The 17490-nt window shown below is 64.5% G+C and carries 19 protein-coding genes and 1 pseudogene; 12 read left to right on the top strand and 8 right to left on the bottom strand.

The window, feature by feature from the left end:
- Positions 1-70: 70 nt before the first annotated feature.
- Positions 71-601, bottom strand: a complete 531-nt coding sequence (locus tag LB520_RS07995) for a DUF1465 family protein (RefSeq protein WP_140841690.1) — start codon at positions 599-601, stop codon at positions 71-73.
- Between the two features lie 553 nt (positions 602-1154).
- On the opposite strand from LB520_RS07995, the gene LB520_RS08000 reads away from it, so the two are divergent.
- Positions 1155-1706 carry a DUF2269 family protein gene (locus LB520_RS08000; protein WP_224637086.1) on the top strand — a complete coding sequence of 184 codons (552 nt, stop codon included), beginning with the start codon at positions 1155-1157 and terminating at the stop codon, positions 1704-1706.
- A 160-nt stretch (positions 1707-1866) separates the two neighbouring features.
- Here LB520_RS08000 and LB520_RS08005 read toward each other — a convergent pair whose 3' ends face one another.
- Positions 1867-2637 carry a sulfite exporter TauE/SafE family protein gene (locus LB520_RS08005; protein ID WP_224637087.1) on the bottom strand — a complete coding sequence of 257 codons (771 nt, stop codon included), beginning with the start codon at positions 2635-2637 and terminating at the stop codon, positions 1867-1869.
- A 228-nt stretch (positions 2638-2865) separates the two neighbouring features.
- Here LB520_RS08005 and LB520_RS08010 point away from each other — a divergent pair, with 228 nt between their 5' ends.
- The 8 genes from LB520_RS08010 (at position 2866) to LB520_RS08045 (ending at position 9948) form a co-directional block, all read left to right on the top strand.
- Entirely contained in the window at positions 2866-3513 is a 648-nt protein-coding gene (locus LB520_RS08010; protein ID WP_095767264.1) for a thiamine phosphate synthase, read from the top strand.
- A 1-nt stretch (position 3514) separates the two neighbouring features.
- Entirely contained in the window at positions 3515-4678 is a 1164-nt protein-coding gene (locus LB520_RS08015) for a tetratricopeptide repeat protein (RefSeq protein ID WP_224637089.1), read from the top strand.
- Positions 4679-4808: 130 nt separating this feature from the next.
- Entirely contained in the window at positions 4809-5375 is a 567-nt protein-coding gene (gene efp, locus LB520_RS08020; RefSeq protein ID WP_095767538.1) for an elongation factor P, read from the top strand.
- A gap of 23 nt (positions 5376-5398) precedes the next feature.
- On the top strand, positions 5399-6199 hold the full coding sequence (locus LB520_RS08025) for an inositol monophosphatase family protein (protein WP_224602199.1): 801 nt from the start codon (positions 5399-5401) through the stop codon (positions 6197-6199).
- Positions 6200-6412: 213 nt separating this feature from the next.
- Positions 6413-7105 carry a PAQR family membrane homeostasis protein TrhA gene (gene trhA / locus LB520_RS08030; protein WP_224637091.1) on the top strand — a complete coding sequence of 231 codons (693 nt, stop codon included), beginning with the start codon at positions 6413-6415 and terminating at the stop codon, positions 7103-7105.
- A gap of 110 nt (positions 7106-7215) precedes the next feature.
- A complete protein-coding gene (locus LB520_RS08035; RefSeq protein ID WP_095767261.1) occupies positions 7216-8238 on the top strand; it encodes a MotA/TolQ/ExbB proton channel family protein in 1023 nt (340 codons plus the stop codon).
- 1 nt (position 8239) lies between these two features.
- Positions 8240-9268 (top strand): peptidoglycan -binding protein, encoded by a 1029-nt coding sequence (locus LB520_RS08040; RefSeq protein WP_140841706.1) that lies wholly within the window; start codon positions 8240-8242, stop codon positions 9266-9268.
- Between the two features lie 251 nt (positions 9269-9519).
- Entirely contained in the window at positions 9520-9948 is a 429-nt protein-coding gene (locus tag LB520_RS08045) for a hypothetical protein (protein WP_224627888.1), read from the top strand.
- 91 nt (positions 9949-10039) lie between these two features.
- On the opposite strand, the pseudogene LB520_RS08050 reads toward LB520_RS08045, so the two are convergent.
- Positions 10040-10391: pseudogene (locus LB520_RS08050) on the bottom strand (DUF1304 domain-containing protein).
- A 144-nt stretch (positions 10392-10535) separates the two neighbouring features.
- Here LB520_RS08050 and LB520_RS08055 point away from each other — a divergent pair.
- Positions 10536-12020, top strand: a complete 1485-nt coding sequence (locus LB520_RS08055) for a carboxypeptidase M32 (RefSeq protein ID WP_224637093.1) — start codon at positions 10536-10538, stop codon at positions 12018-12020.
- Between the two features lie 33 nt (positions 12021-12053).
- Here LB520_RS08055 and LB520_RS08060 read toward each other — a convergent pair whose 3' ends face one another.
- The gene (locus LB520_RS08060; protein WP_224637094.1) at positions 12054-13856 is read right to left on the bottom strand and encodes an ABC transporter transmembrane domain-containing protein; all 1803 of its coding nucleotides are present in this window, start codon (positions 13854-13856) and stop codon (positions 12054-12056) included.
- A gap of 206 nt (positions 13857-14062) precedes the next feature.
- On the opposite strand from LB520_RS08060, the gene rpmE reads away from it, so the two are divergent.
- Positions 14063-14284, top strand: coding sequence for a 50S ribosomal protein L31 (gene rpmE / locus LB520_RS08065; protein WP_027166741.1), 222 nt, complete (start codon positions 14063-14065; stop codon positions 14282-14284).
- A 294-nt stretch (positions 14285-14578) separates the two neighbouring features.
- Here the strand turns inward: rpmE and LB520_RS08070 are convergent, their stop codons facing one another.
- Entirely contained in the window at positions 14579-15220 is a 642-nt protein-coding gene (locus tag LB520_RS08070) for a TetR/AcrR family transcriptional regulator (RefSeq protein WP_224637095.1), read from the bottom strand.
- A gap of 127 nt (positions 15221-15347) precedes the next feature.
- Here LB520_RS08070 and LB520_RS08075 point away from each other — a divergent pair, with 127 nt between their 5' ends.
- Positions 15348-15824, top strand: a complete 477-nt coding sequence (locus tag LB520_RS08075; RefSeq protein WP_224637096.1) for a DUF1772 domain-containing protein — start codon at positions 15348-15350, stop codon at positions 15822-15824.
- A 60-nt stretch (positions 15825-15884) separates the two neighbouring features.
- Here the strand turns inward: LB520_RS08075 and LB520_RS08080 are convergent, their stop codons facing one another.
- From LB520_RS08080 to LB520_RS08090, 3 genes are all read right to left on the bottom strand, one after another.
- Positions 15885-16193, bottom strand: coding sequence for a SelT/SelW/SelH family protein (locus tag LB520_RS08080; RefSeq protein ID WP_224637097.1), 309 nt, complete (start codon positions 16191-16193; stop codon positions 15885-15887).
- A gap of 18 nt (positions 16194-16211) precedes the next feature.
- Positions 16212-16961, bottom strand: a complete 750-nt coding sequence (locus tag LB520_RS08085; RefSeq protein WP_140841722.1) for a YebC/PmpR family DNA-binding transcriptional regulator — start codon at positions 16959-16961, stop codon at positions 16212-16214.
- A gap of 204 nt (positions 16962-17165) precedes the next feature.
- Positions 17166-17489: an ArsR/SmtB family transcription factor gene (locus tag LB520_RS08090; RefSeq protein WP_224637098.1), complete on the bottom strand. Its 324-nt coding sequence runs from the start codon at positions 17487-17489 to the stop codon at positions 17166-17168.
- Position 17490: the final 1 nt, after the last annotated feature.

The raw sequence follows: 17490 nt of genomic DNA on the forward strand, positions 1-17490 counted from the left end.
AAGCCACGGCCAAATTACCGCCCAATCAAGGATATGCCGCTACCGCTATCGTTTTTTTGCAAACGCGGTTTCAGCCGCGCGCGAACGCCGTATTCAAAAGGCTGATCTGGTCGGACACCGGGTTGGCACGCCGACCGGGCGCGTGCGTCTCGCTGATGACGCCGCCATAGATTTCCTCGTCCATGCGCCGCACCAGCGACTGCAGGCGCAGCGAGCGCGTCACGAGGTCCAGAAAATCCTTGGGGAGCTCGTTCCAGCCAAGCGCCTCGTCATGCGCGGAGGCGGTGTCGAGACGCACCTTGGATTTCTCCGAAGCCACCTGGTCGCGCGTCATCTCGCCGGAATTCGCCGCCCGCTGCAAAAGCAGCCAGGAGGCGACCTGCATAAGCCTTGTGGTCAGCCGCATCGATTCGGCCGCATAGAGCGTCGCCGCCGTGCGCGACAATTTCTTGGCTTCGAGCCTGCCCTTGCCATCAAGATATTCGGCGGCCTGTTCGACCAGCCCCATGCCTTCCTGGTAAAGCGGCTTGAAGGATTGGGAGAAAACCCGGCGCTCCGCCAGTTTTATGGTTTTCGCGCTGCCCTTCGAAGGCTCGTTCATCGATACGCCCCTGCACTGCCGCAAGCCGATTCGGCATCCTTGCCGACGCGGCCCGCACCCTAAATGACTGAGGCTTGAAAATGCGCTTCGATGCCAATGAAGGCAAGCGCATGTTTAACAAACGGTTAACGCCGGGCCGCTTCCGGCCATCCGCAAGCGGATGGCATCAGCCAGCCGGCAGCGGATAAAAAAAGAGCCGCGGATAAGGCGGCTCTCAGGAGTTTAACAGGGAGGCGTCAAACAAAGTGGCTCCAACCACTCGGTAAGAATCCAGCAAAACTGGATGGGTGTAGTAAACGCCTGTAAAGCTTAATGAACCCTTAACGCGGCGGCGATTTTTTAAGCGAACGCGCGTTCCTGTGCCGGAACAGGACAGCGGCTTCGCCGCCCGGATCGTCCGAGCACCGGATTTCGGGCGCCGATCATGGCGCCGTAACATGTTTGCTGCTGCCGCGGCATCGTTCCGAAACACGCGCCACGCAAAAGGCCGCTCCACAAAGGCGGCGCGCAAATCCGCGCCGCTTGAAATCAGGCAGGATATCCGGAGCAAACCATGGATTGGTATTCGATCGTTAAATTTCTTCACGTCGTCTCGGCTATTTTGTGGGTCGGCGGCGGCTTCGTGCTGTTCCTGCTCGGCGTGCTGGCCGAGCGCGCCGGCAACATCGAGAACAAGCTGCTGGCTATACGCGCCAGCGGACAGCTCGGCGGCCGGTTCTTCGCGCCGATGTCGATGCTGACGCTGGTCTTTGGCCTCATCATGTGCGGCTTCTGGGTCGGCTTTGCCGACCTGTGGATCGTCATCGGCCTCGTCGGCTATGCCACGACCTTCTCGATCGGCATGCTGATCTTCAAGCCGACCGGCGAGCGCATGGGCGCCATGATCGCCGAGCAGGGCGTGACGCCGGCCGCCCTCTCCATCGGCCAGCGCATGATGAACTGGGCGCGCCTCGATTATGCGGTGATGCTGGTGATCATCGCCGACATGGTGCTGAAGCCCACTCTGCACGACGTCGGCATTCTTGCCGGCATGGCGATGATGGTCGCGCTGGGCGCCGCGCTCGCCTTCGGCGGCAACCGCCAGATGGTGCCGAGCGCTGCGTGACATTAAGGCGCTCGCCCGAAGGCGCGTTGAGATTCAGGTCAGGCCGAGTCGAAAGTGGTGATTTCCGAGAACCGGAGCGGAGCGTACTTTAAGTACGTGAGCACCGGAAGCGCAGGAAATCGCCATTTGCAGGCCGGCCTCACCTGAATATCGACGCGCCTCACATCAGGCCGGCAATGCCGTCCCACAGCAGCTTGACGGCGACCACCGCGACGGTGGCGTAGGTGAACGGATAGAAGATCTCCGGCCGCATGCGGCGCACCAGCCACGCACCGGCGATGGTCGACAGCGGCGCCAGCGGCATCAGCACCGCCGAAGCGGTGAGATTGGCGGTGTCGAACTGGCCGAGCGCGAAATAGGGGATGAGCTTCAGCGCATTGGTGGCGGCAAAGAAGATCGCCGCCGTTCCCGACAGCACTTTCGGATCGAGCCGTATCGGCAGCGCATAGACCTGGAAGGGCGGGCCGCCGACATGGGCGACGAAGCTGGTGAAGCCGGCGACAGCGCCCCAGAAAGCGGCGGCAATGCGGTTCGGTTCCGCCACATGATCGGCGCCGTGACGGAACTGCAGGTAGATCCAGCGCAGCACGAACACCAGCGCGACGGCGCCGACGATCAGCCGCACCATCTCCTCTGTGACCAACGCCGCGGTCAGCCAGCCGAGCCCGATGCCGGTGACGGCGCCGGGCATCATGTCAACCAGCATTCTGCGGTCGTAGACGCCCCACCAGGTCCACACTGAAACCACGTCCATCAGGCACAGGATCGGCAGCAGGATGGCGGCCGCCTGAACCGGCCGGATGGTCAGAGCCATCAACGGCACGCCGACGAAACCGACAGCGCCGCCGAAGCCGCCTTTCGACAGGCCGACAAGGATCACCGCCGGAATGGCGGCAGCATAGAACCACGGGTCGCTGAGCAGGCCTGACATCGGCAAAGGAAGGTTGGAGAAGGCGGGAATTAAGCCATAGCGCAGAACAGCGCCGCGGGGATAGTCATTAATGCCGGCGCCGCTATTGCCGGCCCGATATCGACGTGCGTGACGATGCTCGTCCAGTCCTCATCCGCCGCATAGCCGACTGTTCAAGCCGCTCCCTTTGCTCTATGCCGCAATGCAACCATCTTCGCCCGGCATAGGCGAAACCGGGATCGAAGGCCAATGAACGAAGCAACTCCTCCCAACCGCTGCCGCATCGTGCTGATCGCGCCGCCGCTCGTGCCGGCGGAGCAAATCTGCGCGGCGTTCGACGGTGGCGACGTCGCCTCGTTGATCCTTCCCGACAACGGCATGGACGATGCCTCCTTCCAGGCCTTCGCCGAAAGGATCGTGCCGATCGCTCAAAGTGCCGGCGTCGCCGTCATCATCGCCGGCGACAGCCGCATCGCCGGGCGCGTCCAGGCCGATGGCATCCATGTCGAAGTGAAGCCCGCGGAACTCGCCGAGACGATCGAGCGCGTGGCCGGCAAGATGATGGTCGGCGCCGGCGGCGCCAAGACGCGCGACGAGGCGCTGGGCCTCGGCGAGGAGCGGCCCGACTATATGTTCTTCGGCCGTTTCGGCTATGACAACAAGCCGGAGCCGCACCACCGCAACCTCGCGCTGGGCGAATGGTGGGCGGAGATGATTTCGATCCCCTGCATCGTCATGGCCGGCTCCGAGCTTGCCTCCGTCGAGACGGTGGCCGCGACCGGCGCCGAGTTCGTGGCGCTGTCCAGCGCCGTCTTTGCCGACGGACGCGACCCGCGCGCCGCGATCGCCGCCGCCAACGCGTTGCTCGATGAAACCGCGCCGCGTTTCGAGGACTGACATGCGCCTGCGTGGCCTTTGCCTGACGGTTCTGGCCGGCTTGTTTGCGCAGGCCGCGATGGCGGCTGAGACCGTCCCCCTGCCGCAGCCGCGGCCGGAGACGAGCGCACCTGACAAGAGCGCACCCGACGCAACCAAGCCGGATGCAAGCACGCCGGATAAGGGCACGCCGGATAAGGGCAAACCGGACACAGCCGCGCCGGACGCCGGCGCGCCGGATCCGAACAGGTTCGGCACCGGCGCGCATATCGATAAGCCGATCCAAAACGCCTTGCCGCAACCGGCGACCATGACGCCGCCATCGGCCGACGCCGTCAATCCCGACCGCTTCGGCGCCAAGCAGCCGGACGCCGCCTACGGCGCCTTCCAGCGCGGGCTTTACAAGACCGCCTACAACCTCGCCATGGAGCGAGCCAAAAACGGCGATCCGGCGGCTGAGACGCTCGTGGCCGAAATCCTGTCGCGCGGGCTGGGTGTGCCGCTCAATCCAGCCGAGGCCGCGAAATGGTATGCGCTGGCCGCCGAACAGGGCGTGCCGGAGGCTCAGTTCCAATATGCGCTGGCGCTGCTGGACGGCCGCTATGTGAAAAAGGACGAAAAGGCCGCTTTCGCGCTGATGCAGGCCGCGGCCGAGGCCGGCAACCGGCTTGCCCAGTTCAACTTCGCCCAGTTGCTCGTCCAGCAGGATCCCGGCGACGACGGCCTTGTCAAGGCCGCCGCCTATTACGAACGCGCCGCCGCCACCGGACTTGCCGATGCGCAATATGCGCTGGCGCAGCTCTACGCCAATGGCGTCGGCGGCAAGCCGCATGACGACGCCCAGGCGCGTCTTCTCCTGGCACAGGCCGCGAGACAGAACTACGACACCGCGCAGATCGACCTCGCCGCCTGGATGATCGAGGGACGCGGCGGCGGGCGCGACCTGAAATCGGGCTTTGCCTGGATGAAACGGGCGGCGGAAGGCGGCAACGTCGCCGCCCAGAACCGTCTCGCCAAGCTCTATATGAGCGGCATCGGCACCGATCCGGACCTGATCCTTGCCGGCGCCTGGTACATCGTCGCCCGCCGCGCCGGGCTGATCGATCCGCAGATGGACGATTTCCTGCAGGGCCTCGACGACGATCAGACCAAGCAGGCGCTGCAGAAGGCAAATCGTCTGCCTTGACGCATGGCGTCACGGACAGCATGTCCGGACCGCCTTGGGCTCCCTCCCTTGCTACTACGTGCAATTTGTGGTCTTGGAGGCGCCAAAGCGCGACCCGCGCCAGAAAAATCTCATTCCGGATCAGTTCATCATGGCCAAGATCAGTGGCAACGAAATCCGTCCCGGCTATGTCATCGAGCACGATGGCGGGCTTTGGGTGGCGGTCAAGACCAACACCGTCAAGCCGGGCAAAGGCGGCGCCTACAATCAGGTCGAGCTGAAGAACCTGATCAACGGCACCAAGCTCAACGAGCGCTTCCGCTCGGCCGAGACCGTCGAGCAGATCCGGCTCGACCTGAAGGATTTTTCGTTCCTCTACGAGCAGGGCGACGCGCTGGTCTTCATGGATACCGAAAGCTACGAGCAGCTTGAGCTGGCGAAAGATTTCGTCGGCGAGCGCGCCGCCTTCCTGCAGGACGGCATGATGGTGACGGTGCAGCTTTACGAGGAGCGCCCGATCGGCATTTCGCTGCCCGACCAGGTGACGCTGGCCATTACGGAGGCCGACCCGGTGGTGCGGGGCCAGACGGCCGCCTCCTCCTACAAGCCGGCGGTGCTGGAGAACGGCATCCGCGTGCTGGTGCCGCCCTTCATCTCGGCCGGCGAGCGCATCATCGTCGACACCAACGAAATCACCTACGTGCGCCGCGCGGATTAACGGCAAGAAAGCAGGAAGAAAAAATGGCGCGTTCCGCTCTCCTCAACGTCATGGTCCAGGCTGCGATGAAGGCCGGCCGCTCGTTGTCGCGCGACTTCGGCGAGGTGCAGAACCTGCAGGTCTCGATGAAGGGACCGGGCGACTATGTCAGCCAGGCCGACCGCAAGGCCGAAGAGATCGTCTTCGCCGAGCTTTCCAAGGCGCGGCCGGGCTACGCCTTCCTGATGGAGGAGCGCGGCGCCGTCGAAGGCGAGGACGCTCAGCACCGCTGGCTCGTCGATCCGCTCGACGGCACCACCAACTTCCTGCACGGCATTCCGCTCTTCTCGGTGTCGATCGCGCTCGAGCGCCAGGGCCAGATCGTCGCCGGTGTCGTCTACAATCCGGCGATGGACGAGCTCTACACGGCCGAGCGCGGCGGCGGCGCCTTCATGAACGACCGGCGGTTGCGTGTTGCCGGCCGCTCCAAGCTGACCGACGCGGTGATCGGCTGCGGCGTGCCGCATCTCGGCCGCGGCCAGCACGGCAATTTCCTGATCGAGCTGCGCAACGTCATGGCCGAAGTCTCCGGCGTCCGCCGCCTGGGCTCGGCGGCGCTCGACCTTGCCTATGTTGCGGCCGGACGCATGGATGGTTTCTGGGAGACCGGCCTGTCGTCCTGGGACGTCGCCGCGGGCATCCTTCTGGTGCGCGAAGCCGGCGGCTTCGTCTCCGACATGGATGGCGGACAGGGCATGCTGGACAGCGGCGAGGTCGTCGCCGGCAACGAGCTCATCCAGCGCGCGTTGCTGAAAACCGTGAAGAAGCCATTGGCTGCTCGCTGACCAATGCATGTCGCCCAGAAGTGTGCAGCGGTTCTGGGACAACGACATGCATCAAAACAAAAACTTAGAGCGCGTCGCCTCAATCCGGTCCAGCGCGACGCGCTTTAGGGCGTTCTTTGCGTCGAAAGGACGCGCGGCTTTGGTCGCAAAACCGCAACCGAAGCTTGAAATACTGGTCCGCGACTGCCCAGATTAGGCGTTGCAGGATCATTCATGAACGACGCGCATCCAGATACAAAGCTTGAGATCCCCTTTGTCGGGCGCTGGCACTATTCGCGCGCCGAAATGATCGCCGACGGCATCGTTCACGCGGTGGGCATCGTGCTGGCGATCGCCGCCGGCTCGACTTTCCTGGCCCTGGCCGCCTTCCACTCCGGCCCGGGCGAATATGTCGCCGCGGTGTTCTACGTGGTGTCGCTGCTCACCGTGCTCTCGGTTTCGCTGGCCTATAATCTGTGGCCGGTCTCGTGGCCGGCGAAATGGATCCTGCGCCGCTTCGACCATGCCGCGATCTATCTCCTGATCGCCGCGACCTACACGCCCTTCCTCGCCCAGCTCGACAACTCGCCGCTGGCGCTCCCCATGATCGTTATCGTCTGGAGCGCGGCAGCGGCCGGCATCGCCATCAAGATGTTCCTGCCCGGCCGGTATGACCGGCTGGCGATCGTCTTCTATCTCGCCATCGGCTGGAGCGGCGTCGTGCTGGCCGGTCCGCTGGTCGCGACGCTGCCGACGACCTCGGTCGCGCTGCTCGTCGCCGGCGGCATCGTCTATTCCTGCGGCGTCGTCTTCTTCGCCTGGAAGGGCCTGCGCTTTCACAATGCCGTCTGGCACGGCTTCGTCGTCGCCGGCGCCGGCTTCCATCTGGCCGCCATGGTTGACTGCCTCGTCGTTAACCGGTTTTAGCCCTGTGGCGCGGGCCTATCGGCCATATTGCCAAGCGCCATTCAATTTGGTCACAATTCCGTTTAGAGTCGCGGCAATTCTGCGGCGGTGGCATCGGAAACGGGGCACGGATGGCTTTTCTCAGATCCTTCGGCAGGCGATCGGACGTCCTGGTCTATGATCCGCACAAGCTGTCGAGCCCGCAGGTCTTCCTGCTCACCATGGTGATCTTCCTGATCATCGTCGCTTTCATCGCCGCCATCCTCACCCGCCAGATCTCGACCGCCTTCTCCAGCAATCCGGGCCTCAACGGATTGATCGTCGGCGTGCTCGCGGTCGGCATCCTGCTTGCCTTCGCCCAGGTCGGGCGGCTGTTTCGCGAGGTGCGCTGGGTCAATTCCTTCCGCGCCGGCTCCGAAACCACCGAGCCGGTGCTTTTGGCGCCGATGAAGGCGATGATCGGCCGCTCGTCGACGATCGCGTTTTCGACCTCGTCGATGCGCACCATGCTGGACTCCATCGCCACCCGGCTCGACGAGAGCCGCGACACCTCGCGCTATCTGGTTGGCCTGCTTGTGTTCCTCGGCCTGCTCGGTACCTTCTGGGGCCTGCTCAACACCATAGCCTCGATCCGCGAGACGATCGAGGCGCTGGACCCGGGCACCGGCGATGCTGCCGCCGTGCTCGACGCGCTCAAGCAAGGCCTGTCGGCGCCGCTCGCCGGCATGGGCACCGCGTTCTCGTCCTCGCTGTTCGGCCTTTCCGGCTCGCTGGTGCTCGGCTTCCTCGACCTGCAGGCCGGCCGCGCCCAGACCCGCTTCTACACCGAGCTTGAGAACTGGCTGTCTTCGGTCACCGATCTGTCGTCGGACATAGTTGTGTCCGAGACGTCGAAAGCAGCCGAATCCTCCGAGGACATCCGGCTCTTGTCGGAGCGGCTGCGCAGCCTGCAGGAGAATGGCGGCGGCTCCAATCCGCGCGTCGCCACCGCCATGGCCAATCTTGCCGACGGCATCTCGGGGCTGGTGAAGAACATGCGCTCCGAGCAGCAGATCATGCGCGACTGGGTCGAAGCCCAGTCCGACGAGCAGAAGGCCATGCGCAACACGCTGGAAAAGATCGCCGACGCGCTGAAGAAGCAAGGGGTCCACTGACGTGGCGCTGGCAAGACGGCGCGCCGACCGCCGCATCGACTATTGGCCGGGTTTCGTCGACGCTTTGTCGACGCTGCTGCTGGCGATCATGTTCCTGCTTACCGTCTTCGTGCTGGCGCAGTTCCTGCTCAGCCGCGAGATCTCCGGCAAGGACGCGGTGCTGAACCGCCTCAACTCGCAGATCAACGAGCTGACCCAGCTGCTCGCCCTGGAACGCACGAACAGCCAGGACAAGGAGGATTCGCTCGCCAACCTGCAGGCGTCGCTGTCAGCGGCGCAAGCCGAAAAGAGCCGCCTCGAACAACTGCTGGCGCAGGGCGCCGGCGCCGGCGACGCGGCCAACAAACGAGCGGACCAGCTTTCGGGCGAGCTCAGCAACCAGCGCCAGATCAGCCAGCAGGCGTTGAGCCAGGTCGAAATCCTCAACCAGCAGATCGCGGCGCTGCGCAAGCAGATCGGCGCGCTGGAAGACGCGCTCAACGTCTCCGAGCAGCGCGACCGCGACTCCAACACCAAGATCGCCGATCTCGGCCGCCGCCTGAACGTCGCGCTGGCGCAGCGCGTGCAGGAGCTCAACCGCTACCGTTCCGACTTCTTCGGCCGGCTGCGCGAGATCCTCGCCGACCGCGAGAACATCCGTATCGTCGGCGACCGCTTCGTCTTCCAGTCGGAGGTGCTGTTCCCGACCGGCTCCGACGTGATCAACGACGCCGGCAAGGTCGAGATGAAGAAGCTCGCCGACGCCATCATCGAATTGCAGAAGGAAATCCCGCCCGAGATCAGCTGGGTGCTGCGCGTCGACGGCCATACCGACAACAAGCCGCTGTCCGGCACCGGCCGTTATCGCGACAATTGGGAGCTGTCGACCGCCCGCGCTACCTCGGTGGTGAAGTTCCTGATCGAGAACGGCGTGCCGGCCAACCGGCTGGTGGCCGCCGGCTTCGGAGAGTTCCAGCCGCTTGATCCCGCCGACACTGATGAGGCGCGCAGCAAGAATCGCCGCATTGAACTGAAGCTCACCGAACGGTGAGCTAATTATCACGCCAAGTCACGGGAAGTTGTTCGTCGGCTGAATACTTAGAGCACCAAGTCGCCGCGACAAGCGCCGAAAACATTATCTTTTTTTAATTACACATCGCAAATCGACGCACCTAACTTGCCGCGCAGGGCCGGGGTCCGCCGGCGATGCCCCGCATCGCGACGCGACGGAACTGGACGGCCCGTAAGGTCGGAAGACGAAGCGGCGCGGCCGCTCTCTTCCTGGTAGGAGGATGCGCCGCCATGCGCGTTTCAACATCTCTCAAGACTGCAACCCTCGCTGCGGTTCTGATCGCGGCTCCGCTCGCCGGCGCCTATGCGGCCGGACATCACAGGGGCGGCGCCCTGGACACGCCCGATCCGACCGTTATGACCGGACCACGCGTGACGAGCCTGATCGAGCAGATCCAGGGCGTGAACCAGGGCATCACCGACGCCCGCGAAGCGAACAGCATCTCGGCCTCGGAAGCGCAGCACCTGCATATGCGCGCCGCGCATATCAGCAAGGCCGCGGAACATGTCGCGGCTTCGGATCACGGCAGGATACCGTCCCCGCAATACCATGAGCTGCTGCGCAGGCTCGACAATGTCGACCAGAGACTGATGAACGACACCGGCAGCAGCTTCATGATGGGCGACGGTTCCGACGGCGGGAATTACCCGAACGGCTAGAGCATTTGCTCCGATCGCAGAGGAAGGGACGACCTGGCGCCCGCGGGACCTGGCCCCGAGGGCGCCCTTTTTCGATCGCGCCCTGCTTCGATTACAGACCGAGCCAAAGCGCGACGATGGCGAGCACCGCCGGCGCCGTCTGGATGAACAGGATCTTGCGGCTGACGGTCGCGGCGCCGTAGAGGCCGGCGATGGCGACGCAGAGCAGGAAGAACATCTTGATCTGGAACCCGCCAGCGCCGAGATAGAGGCCCCAGATCAGGCCCGCGGCGAGAAAGCCGTTATAGAGGCCTTGGTTGGCGAAGCATCTTCGAGGCGCTGGCGAATTCCGGCGTCAGGCTGAACGCCTTGCGGCCGCGCGGCGTATCCCACAGCACCATCTCCAGATAGACGATATAGCAGTGGATCAGCGCCACCAGCCCGACCAGGATATCGCCGACCATTGTCCCCTCCGCCCTTCGGACAAGCATTGACCACACGTCGACGCCGCCGCGCAAGATAGGCTGACCCTGCCTCGCCAACCAGGGTTGCCAAGCTTCGCGCCTTGGTATCTTTTCGCGCCAGCCCCTTTGCAGCCGGAACCAGCCATGTCCTTCCAGAAACTCGACCAACTCGGCCACAAGCTCGAAGCGCTGGAGCACGCCTTAGCCATTCTCGGCGCTGACGAAGCGACGCACATGGCGGTCGGCGGCGGCGAGAAGCGCGCCGAGGCGATGTCCTCGCTTGCCGGCATGCTGCACCGCCAAGCCACCGCGCCCGAGATCGGCGACTGGATTTCAGCGGCCGAAGCCGAGCCGCTCGGCGAAGAGCAGCAGGCGGCGGTGCGGGAACTGCGCCGCCAATACACCAATCTCACTTGTCTGCCGGTCGAATTCGTCGAGCGCCAGACGGTGGCGCGCATGCGCTCCGAGCAGCTTTGGCGCGACCTGCGCGCCAAGAACGACTGGGCCGGCTTCCTGCCGGCGCTGGAAGGCGTCGTGACCTTGGTGCGCGAGGAAGCGGCGCTGCGCGCCGACGCGCTCGGCCTAGCCCCCTATGACGCGCTGATGGAGCAGTACGATCCCGGCAACCGCGCCGCCGACATCACGCCGGTGTTTGCGGAGCTGAAGGCCTTCCTGCGCGACTTCCTGCCGCATGCGTTGGCCGTGCAGGATGCCCGGCTGGCGAAGCACCCGCTGAAGCCGCTCTCCGGCAGCTACGCCATTGACCGGCAGCGCGAGCTTGGCCTTGCCATGATGGCGGCCGTCGGCTTCGACCTCACCCACGGCTCGCTCTCGGTATCGCATCATCCCTTCTGCGGCGGCGTGCCGACCGATGTGCGCATCACCACCCGATACAAGACCTCCGACTTCCTGTCGGCGCTGATGGGCGTGCTGCACGAGACCGGCCACGCCCTCTACGAGCAGAACCTGCCGAAGGCTTGGTCGCACTGGCCGCTCGGTAAGGCGCGCGGCATGGCAGTGCATGAGAGCCAAAGCCTGTTTGTCGAAAAGCAGATCGGCCGTAACCCGGCCTTCTGGCGCTGGGCGCTGCCGGTGGTCGAGAAACATCTCGGCGAAGCCTGGTCGATCGACGACATCCTGCCGCATGTCCACCATGTCAAGCGCGGCCTGATCCGCGTCGACGCCGACGAAGTCACCTATCCGCTGCATGTCATCCTGCGCTACGAACTCGAACAGGAGCTCGTGTCCGGCCAGTTGGAGGTCGCCGACCTGCCCCAGGCCTGGGATGCCAAGATGCGCGATTATCTCGGGCTCTCGACCATCGATAATCCGGCTGACGGCCCGATGCAGGACGTGCATTGGCCGGGTGCCGCCTTCGGCTATTTCCCCTCCTATACGCTAGGCGCCATGATGGCCGCGCAGCAATGGGCGGCTCTGACCAGGGAGCATCCGTCCGCCGATCAGGATCTCGCCAAGGGCGATTTCAGCGCCATCAACGAGTGGCGTCGCGCAAAGATCTGGTCGCAGGGCTCGCGCTGGTCGACGCCCGACCTGCTTGAACGCGCCACCGGCGAGAAGCTCAACGCTGCTTACTTCACCGAGCACTTGAGCAGGCGCTACGGCAACTGACCCACGGGTCGAAACCAGCTGGGTGCGGCGTGCCTACTCCGCCGCGCCCTTGAAGGCGCTGGCTCCGGTCTCGAACTGCAGCTTGGCGAGCCGCGTGTAGATGCCGCCCTTGGCGACCAGGCTCTGATGCGTGCCTTCCTCGACGATGCGCCCGCCGTCCATGACCAGAATGCGGTCGGCCTTGAGCACTGTCGCCAGCCGGTGCGCGATGACGATGGTGGTGCGGCCGCGCATCAGCCGCTCCAGCGCTCTCTGCACCAGCGTCTCGCTCTCGGCGTCGAGCGCCGAGGTCGCTTCGTCGAGCAGAAGGATCGGCGCGTCGCGCAGAATGGCGCGGGCGATCGCGATGCGCTGGCGCTGCCCGCCGGACAGCGTCACGCCGCGCTCGCCGACCTGGCTGTCATAGCCCTTGTCGAGCCTGGCGATGAATTCGTCGGCAAGCGCTGCCTTGGCCGCGGCCTCGATCTCGGCACCGCTGGCGCCCTGCCTGCCGAAGCCGATATTGTCGCGGACGCTCGCCGCGAAGATGGTCACGTCCTGTGGCACGATCGCGGTGCGTTGGCGGATCGCGGCCGGATCGGCCTCGCGCACGTCGACGCCGTCAATGACGACGCGGCCGGTCTCGGGATCGTAGAAGCGCAGGATCAGCGAGAAGACGGTGCTTTTTCCCGCGCCCGAGGGCCCGACGATCGCCACCGTCTCGCCGGGCTTCACCTGGAAGCTGAGGCCATGCACCGCGGCTCGGTCCGGCCGCGCCGGATAGGAGAAGGACACGTTGTCGAAGCTGATCGCGCCCTTGGCCGTTGCCGGCAAGGGAAGCGGATCGACCGGCGGCCGGATCGCCGGCGTCTCTGCCAGGATCTCCGTCAGCCGCTCGGCGGCGCCCGCCGCCTGCGACAGCTCGCTCCAGACCTCCGACAGCGCGCCGAGCGCGCCGGCGGCAAACACCGAATAGAGCAGGAACTGGCCGAGCGTGCCCGGCGACAGCGTGCCGGCAAGCACGTCGCGCGAACCGAACCACAGCACCGCGACTACCGAGGAGAAGATCATGAAGATGGCGAAGAATGTCAGGAACGAGCGCGCGAACACCGATGCGCGCGCCGCCTCGAAGGCGGCGTCGACAGCGTCCGCAAAACGGCCGGTGACGAGCTTTTCGTTGGTGAAGGCCTGCAGCGTGCGCACCGCGCCGATCTGCTCGCTGGCATAGGCGGTGGCCTCGGCGAGCGTGTCCTGCGCTTGCCGGGACTTGCGCCGCACCGAGCGGCCGAAGGCGACCAGCGGCAGCACGATCACCGGAATGGCTGCAATCACCAGGCCGGAAAGTTTCGGGCTCGTGACCACCATCATCGCCACCGCGCCGAGGCCGAGAATGACATTGCGCAACGCGACCGAGGCGGTTGCGCCGACCGCCGACTTCACCTGCGTGGTGTCGGCGGCCAGCCGCGACACGATCTCGCCCGAATGCGCGCGATCGAAAAACGCCGGCGACAGCGTGGTGACATGCGAAAAGACGTCGCGGCGAATGTCGGCCACGACCCGCTCGCCGAGCGTGATGACGAAATAGTAGCGGCTGGCCGAAGCGGCAGCCAGCAAAGCCGCCATCAGAACCAGCGCCGCGAAATATTCCGCGATGAAGGTGGAGCTAGCGGCCTGGAAACCATGGTCGATCATGCGCCGCACGGCCATCGGCAAGGCAAGCGTCGTCACCGCCGCCACGATCAGCGAGATAACGGCGCCTATTACCAGCTTCCGGTAGCGGGTAACGTAGGGAAAGAGGCTGCGGAGCGGCCGGACCGAGCGTCTGCGCTCGCTTGCGCTGCCACCGATTTCCGCCATGAGCGTTTCCTCTGGCCGCTTGGCGGGACCGCGCTCCAATATGCGCCCGCCGCGGCCTTGTGATTCAATTCCGGCTGATGTATAGGCTCGCCGACCGTTTTAGAAGCCGTGGCTTTTCATTAGCTGCGGCTTCGAGTTTTAAAAAGGGGCGCATCGACGCAGGCCTTCAGGCCCGTTGCCAGCGCCGGCAGCCAGGAAACACGACAATGAAGGCCGATATCCATCCCGACTACCACACCATCAAGGTCGTCATGACCGATGGCACCGAATACCAGACCCGTTCGACCTGGGGCAAGGAAGGCGACACGATGAACCTCGACATCGACCCTACCACCCACCCGGCCTGGACCGGCGGCCAGCAGACCCTGCTCGACCGCGGCGGCCGCCTGTCGAAGTTCAAGAAGCGTTTCGAGGGTTTCGGCCTCTAAGCCGGATACATCGGCAGATTTCGAGAAACCCGCCTTCGAGGCGGGTTTTTTGTTGCCAGTTTCGTTCTTCTCCCCGTTCTACGGGAGGTGCCCGAAGGGCGGATGAGGGGCAGCGCCGGCGCTTGAAAGTTCAAGGTTCCTCGCCCCACGAAGTGGGGAGAGGTGGCTCGGCGAAGCCGAGACGGAGAGGGGAGCGCCCTACGAAGGCCCCCGCTCCGTCCGCTTCGCGGACACCTCTCCCCCGCCCCTGGCGGGGGCGAGGAACCCAAGTCTTGCGACGCTGCGGAATCGTTCCTACTCGCCCACCAGCTCTCTCAGCGCCATTCGCTTGTAGGCCTCAACCAGCCTGTCGCCCTCGTCCCGCTCGACCGAGATAGCCAGCCGCACCGCCGCCTCGCCCATCTGCCAGACGAGAAACGCGGCCGTCTCCAATTCGATCGGATCGGCATCGGGGCGAATCCGCTTCAGCACCGCGACCAGGAAACCGGCATTGGCGCGACTGTCGGCGAGCTCCAATTCGCGCAGCGCCTTGTCGGCTTGCGTGCCCGACCAGATGTCGCGCATCACCGGCTCGGCCAGGAACAGCCGATAATAGATATCGACCAGTTCCGAAAACGACCTGCGCAGGCCTTCAGCATCGCTGACATCCTTCAGCGCCGCGGAAATGCAGGCCTGGCTCTCTGCCGTGTAGCGCTCGGCCAACGCCCAGACGATCGCCCGCTTGTCCGGGAAGAACTGGTAAAGCGAGCCGATAGACACCCCGGCCCGTTCCGCCACCTCGCCCATGCGCATGGCGCCGCTGCCCTGCTCGGCAATTAGCGCCGAGGCGGCGGAGAGCATGCGTTCGACCCGCTCGCGGCTGCGTTGCTGGCTCGGCGTCCGGCGCGGCGAAGCAATATCCGCCTGGTTTGGCCTCGCGGCGGTTTTCTCATCCATGGTTCTCTCCAGGCGATTCTCCGAACCCGGCTTGACTCACAAAATACGAGGGTTTATCACGTTTTGCAAATGTGAGGATTACTCGCATTTTGAAATCGAGCAAAACCCGGCATCTGGAGCAACTGAGATGATGAAACTTCTTCCCGCCCTCACCTTTGTCGCCGCGATCGGCTCCGGCGTCGTCGGCGGCGTCTTCTTCGCCTTCTCGAATTTCGTCATGGCAGCACTTGCCCGGCTGCCCGTCCCAAGCGGCATCGCCGCGATGAATTCGATCAACGTCACTGTGATCACGCCGACCTTCATGACGGCGCTGTTCGGCACCGGCCTCATCTGCCTCGTGCTGATTGCCAGCGTTTTCTTCGGCTGGAGCCAGTCCGGCTCCTACTGGCTGCTTGCCGGTGCCATGATCTATTTCGTCGGCAATCCGATCGTGACCATGGTCTTCAACGTGCCGCTCAATGACGCCTTAGCCGCCGTCGATCCTGCCAGCGCCAACGGCGCCGCCGTGTGGGCAAACCATCTGAGCGAGTGGGTGATGTGGAATCACGTCCGCACCGTCACTGCGATCGTGGCGATGGCTTGCTTCATCATGGCATTGATCTGAAGACCGCGGCCCGCGAATGCAACCTCGAAGGTTGTGTCCAACTTTCGGGGGTCAGTTCAATCAGGCTGGGTCTTTTTTGCGATCCTTGCGATCGGCGTGGCCGAGGTCGCGGTCGGGATCGATGACATCGCGAACCAGCTGCTTGAGCCTTGCCGCCTCCGGAAAACCGCCGTCGCGCTTGCGCTCCCAGACAAGCACGTCATTGCAGGAAATGGTGAAGATGCCGCCGGTGGCCGGCACCAGCGTCACTTCGCCGAGATCGGTGCCGAAGGTCGAGAGCAGCTCCTGCGCCATCCAGCCGGCCCGCAACAGCCACTGGCACTGCGTGCAATAGGTGATGCGGATGATGGGCAGCGGCTTCTCGCTCATATCGTATCGCGTGGCCGGTCAGGCCGCGCTGAGCTTGGCCATCGTCTCGTCGTCGACCTCGAAATTGGCGTAGACGCTCTGCACGTCGTCATCGTCCTCGAGGGTGGCGACCAGCTTCATCAGCGACTGCGCCCGCTCTTCGTCGACCGGGACGTTGTTCTGCGGCTGCCAGATCGGCTTGACCGATTCCGCCTCGCCGAGCGCCGCCTCGAGCGACTTCGAAACCTCGCCGAGATTCTCGAAGGCGCAATAGATGGTGTGGCCTTCCTCGTCCGATTCCACGTCGTCGGCGCCGGCCTCGATCGCTGCTTCCATCACCTTGTCGGCGCTGCCGGCCGAGGCCGGATAATAGATCTCGCCGACACGGTTCCACATGAACGACACCGAGCCGGTTTCGCCGAGCGCCCCGCCGGCCTTGGTGAAGGCGGCGCGCACATTGGAGGCCGAGCGGTTGCGGTTGTCGGTCAGCACTTCCACGATCAGCGCCACGCCGCCGGGGCCGTAGCCCTCATAGCGCACGGCCTCGTAATTTTCGGCGTCGCCTGCGGAAGCCTTGTTGATGGCGCGCTGGATGTTGTCCTTCGGCATCGACACCGCCTTGGCGTTCTGCACGGCAAGCCGCAGCCTCGGGTTCATCGCCGGGTCCGGCGTGCCGGTCTTGGCGGCGACGGTTATTTCGCGCGCCAGCTTGGAAAACATTTTCGACCGCACCGCGTCCTGGCGGCCCTTGCGGTGCATGATGTTCTTAAACTGCGAATGGCCAGCCATGGCACCCCTGTCGTGTTCGGCTAGAGCATTTCGAAGCGAGGTGTCGTCACCGCGTCTTCGGCAAAATGCTCGAATTCAATCTTTTAGAACGCTCCAAGCATGCCTGCGAAGGCACGTGGCGCTCTTTGTCGGAATGGCCGGCTTATAGATAAATCGGCTCAATTCGTCCAGACGCGCCATCACGCCAAGGCCGAAGAGAGCCGTTCACCCCTCCAGATCGGACTTCAGCCGATCGAGAATGCTGATGGCGTGGCCGGCATACTGGCTGATCCAGCGGTCGTGGATCTGTTTGATTGGCACCGCATTGAGGTGGTTCCAGCGCTCGCGTCCCTCGCGCTTCGCCACCACCAGATCGGCCTCCTCCAAGACTTTCAGGTGCATCATCACCGTGCAGCGGTCCATGTCTGGGAACGCCTCGCACAGCGCGCCGGTGGTCTGCGGCTGATCCTTCAGACGATCCAGCAATTCACGCCTGCGCGGATGCGCCAAGGCCTTGAAAACATGGTCGTCGGAGGTTTGACTTGACATG

Origin of the sequence: Mesorhizobium sp. CA12 (assembly GCF_020165255.1) — a bacterium.
Classification (GTDB): Bacteria; Pseudomonadota; Alphaproteobacteria; order Rhizobiales; family Rhizobiaceae; genus Mesorhizobium.

Excerpts from the sequence above, each read along its gene's own strand:
- LB520_RS08060 (WP_224637094.1), bottom strand. The coding sequence starts at position 13,856 with ATGGCGGAAATCGGTGGCAGCGCAAGCGAGCGCAGACGCTCGGTCCGG.
- LB520_RS08010 (WP_095767264.1), top strand. The coding sequence starts at position 2,866 with ATGAACGAAGCAACTCCTCCCAACCGCTGCCGCATCGTGCTGATCGCG.
- LB520_RS08080 (WP_224637097.1), bottom strand. The coding sequence starts at position 16,193 with ATGAGCGAGAAGCCGCTGCCCATCATCCGCATCACCTATTGCACGCAG.
- LB520_RS07995 (WP_140841690.1), bottom strand. The coding sequence starts at position 601 with ATGAACGAGCCTTCGAAGGGCAGCGCGAAAACCATAAAACTGGCGGAG.
- LB520_RS08045 (WP_224627888.1), top strand. The coding sequence starts at position 9,520 with ATGCGCGTTTCAACATCTCTCAAGACTGCAACCCTCGCTGCGGTTCTG.
- LB520_RS08005 (WP_224637087.1), bottom strand. The coding sequence starts at position 2,637 with ATGTCAGGCCTGCTCAGCGACCCGTGGTTCTATGCTGCCGCCATTCCG.
- rpmE (WP_027166741.1), top strand. The coding sequence starts at position 14,063 with ATGAAGGCCGATATCCATCCCGACTACCACACCATCAAGGTCGTCATG.
- LB520_RS08075 (WP_224637096.1), top strand. The coding sequence starts at position 15,348 with ATGATGAAACTTCTTCCCGCCCTCACCTTTGTCGCCGCGATCGGCTCC.
- LB520_RS08035 (WP_095767261.1), top strand. The coding sequence starts at position 7,216 with ATGGCTTTTCTCAGATCCTTCGGCAGGCGATCGGACGTCCTGGTCTAT.
- LB520_RS08015 (WP_224637089.1), top strand. The coding sequence starts at position 3,515 with ATGCGCCTGCGTGGCCTTTGCCTGACGGTTCTGGCCGGCTTGTTTGCG.
- LB520_RS08000 (WP_224637086.1), top strand. The coding sequence starts at position 1,155 with ATGGATTGGTATTCGATCGTTAAATTTCTTCACGTCGTCTCGGCTATT.
- LB520_RS08070 (WP_224637095.1), bottom strand. The coding sequence starts at position 15,220 with ATGGATGAGAAAACCGCCGCGAGGCCAAACCAGGCGGATATTGCTTCG.
- LB520_RS08085 (WP_140841722.1), bottom strand. The coding sequence starts at position 16,961 with ATGGCTGGCCATTCGCAGTTTAAGAACATCATGCACCGCAAGGGCCGC.
- efp (WP_095767538.1), top strand. The coding sequence starts at position 4,809 with ATGGCCAAGATCAGTGGCAACGAAATCCGTCCCGGCTATGTCATCGAG.
- trhA (WP_224637091.1), top strand. The coding sequence starts at position 6,413 with ATGAACGACGCGCATCCAGATACAAAGCTTGAGATCCCCTTTGTCGGG.
- LB520_RS08025 (WP_224602199.1), top strand. The coding sequence starts at position 5,399 with ATGGCGCGTTCCGCTCTCCTCAACGTCATGGTCCAGGCTGCGATGAAG.
- LB520_RS08090 (WP_224637098.1), bottom strand. The coding sequence starts at position 17,489 with ATGTCAAGTCAAACCTCCGACGACCATGTTTTCAAGGCCTTGGCGCAT.
- LB520_RS08055 (WP_224637093.1), top strand. The coding sequence starts at position 10,536 with ATGTCCTTCCAGAAACTCGACCAACTCGGCCACAAGCTCGAAGCGCTG.